The sequence below is a fragment of the Streptomyces bambusae genome, assembly GCF_019400985.1.
Taxonomy (GTDB): domain Bacteria; phylum Actinomycetota; class Actinomycetes; order Streptomycetales; family Streptomycetaceae; genus Streptomyces; species Streptomyces bambusae_A.
In genome coordinates this window covers 1-1843 of the sequence record NZ_WTFF01000597.1, presented here as the reverse complement: position 1 = coordinate 1843, position 1843 = coordinate 1, and the positions used below count along the sequence as shown (strand labels likewise).

General features: G+C 72.9%; 1 protein-coding gene, 1 rRNA gene and 1 pseudogene. 1 reads left to right on the top strand and 2 read right to left on the bottom strand.

Features of this window, described 5'->3' with window-relative positions; all coding sequences use genetic code 11:
* A pseudogene (locus GPJ59_RS35900) lies at positions 1 to 1088 on the top strand (type IV secretory system conjugative DNA transfer family protein); the annotation flags it as partial.
* 22 nt (positions 1089 to 1110) lie between these two features.
* Here the strand turns inward: GPJ59_RS35900 and GPJ59_RS35895 are convergent.
* Both GPJ59_RS35895 and rrf read right to left on the bottom strand, forming a co-directional pair.
* Positions 1111 to 1671 (bottom strand): GNAT family N-acetyltransferase, encoded by a 561-nt coding sequence (locus tag GPJ59_RS35895; RefSeq protein WP_219672310.1) that lies wholly within the window; start codon positions 1669 to 1671, stop codon positions 1111 to 1113.
* A 71-nt stretch (positions 1672 to 1742) separates the two neighbouring features.
* A 5S ribosomal RNA gene (gene rrf / locus GPJ59_RS35890) occupies positions 1743 to 1843 on the bottom strand; the annotation flags it as partial.

Below are 1843 nucleotides of genomic sequence, written 5' to 3'. Positions count from 1 at the left end.
CGCCGACCCAGGCCCCGGGCCGGCAGCCCGCGGGCGGCGACGACGCCTACCCCTACGTCTTCGGCTACGCCCCGACGTCCGCACCGTTCCCCGCGCCGGCCACCGCCCCCGCGCCCTCGGCCGCGCCCTCGCCCGCCCCGGAATCCGTGGTGGCGACGGGGCCGGCCACCCGCCGGATGCAGTACGGCGGCCCGGACGACCGTACCCGCGCCGCCGCCCACCGCATCGCGGAGGCGGAAGGCGCCGCCCTCGTCGTGACCTCCTCCCCCGCCCTGTGGGCGCAGACCAAGGACGCCCGCGCCAAGCTGGGCCCCGTCCTGCTCTACGACCCCTCGCACCTGTGCGACACCCCGGCGCGGATGCACTGGAACCCCGCCGAGGGCTGCGCGGACCGCGACACCGCCGCCGCCCGCGCGCACGCGCTCCTCGCCCCCGTACGGCCGCAGGCCCGGATGGACGCGGCCGTCGCCGACACGGCGGAAACGCTCCTCCGGAGCTGGCTGCACGCGGCCGCGCTGGACGACCGCCCGTTCAAGCAGCTGCACCGCTGGGCCCAGGGCACCTCCGCCCAGGAACCGGTCCGCGTCCTGCGCACCCACCCCCGGGCGGCCGCCGGCGCCGGCGGCGAACTGGAGAGCGCCCTGGCCGCCCATCCCGAACGCCGGGACATGGCCCTCCAGCTGACGGCCCGTACGCTCTCCTGCCTCACGTCGATCCACATCCGCGAGGCCTGCAATCCGAACCGAACAGATTCGCTCACGCTGGCATCGTTTCTGACCGAAGGGGGCACTCTCTATGTGGTGGGTGAGCCCCTGGAGGACCCGCGCACCCACCCGGGTGCGATGCCCCTGCTCACCGCACTCGCCGCGAGCGTGGTCGAGCACGGCCGCCGCATGGCCGCACGGTCATCCCACGGTCGGCTCGACCCACCACTCTCGCTGGTGCTCGACGACGTCGCCGCCGTCGCCCCGATCCCCCAGCTCCCGGAGCTGCTGACGGACGAGAGCCTGCCGCTGCTGGCTCTGTGCCGCAGCCGCGAACAGGCCCGCTCCCGCTGGCCGGAGGCCGCGGACCTGCCGGCCCGCTGAGCCGCCGCTAGCTGAGCCGCCGCTAGGGCCGCGGGAGGACGTACTCGATCTCCTTCGCGGACGGGTCGTTCGGCATCGGTATGACGACCCCGGACGGCCGGAACCCGAAGCGCCCGTAGAAGGCCGCGGCCCGCGCGTTGTCCTCGTGCACGAAGAGCCGTACGCGTTCCAGCCGCGGCTCCTCCAGCGACCAGGCCCAGGACACGCCGGCCTCGAAGAGGCTCTCGATCACCCCGGTGCCCCGGTGCTCGGGCCGCACAAACACGCCCACGACGTGCCCCTGGTCCACCTCGGCCTGATCGTCCAGCACACTGTCGGAGCCGGCCGCCTCCACGAACACAGTGACGGACCCGACCCACGTCCCGTCGGGCGCCTCGGCGACGAACTGACGCACCGTCGCACTCTCGGCGGCCCGCTGCGTGCGGTCCTGCCAGAAGGAATCGGGCTGGGCGGAGGCCTTCTCGTACGTCTCCAGGAAGGCGATGCGGGCGACGGGGTCCTGCAGTGCCGTCAGGCGCAGTTCCTTGGCCTTCTCCCACTCGTCGGCTCGGACGGGACGTATCACGTTCTGGTGCTGGGTCATACGGCGGATCCTAGCCCTGAACGCAGAAAAGCCCCGCACCATTAACGGTGCGGGGCTTTCCCACAATGATTGTTCGGCGGCGTCCTACTCTCCCACAGGGTCCCCCCTGCAGTACCATCGGCGCTGAAAGGCTTAGCTTCCGGGTTCGGAATGTAACCGGGCGTTTCCCTAA

Bases quoted from the DNA above. Each gene is read 5' to 3' on its own strand.
- GPJ59_RS35895 (WP_219672310.1), bottom strand. From the start codon at position 1,671: ATGACCCAGCACCAGAACGTGATACGTCCCGTCCGAGCCGACGAGTGG.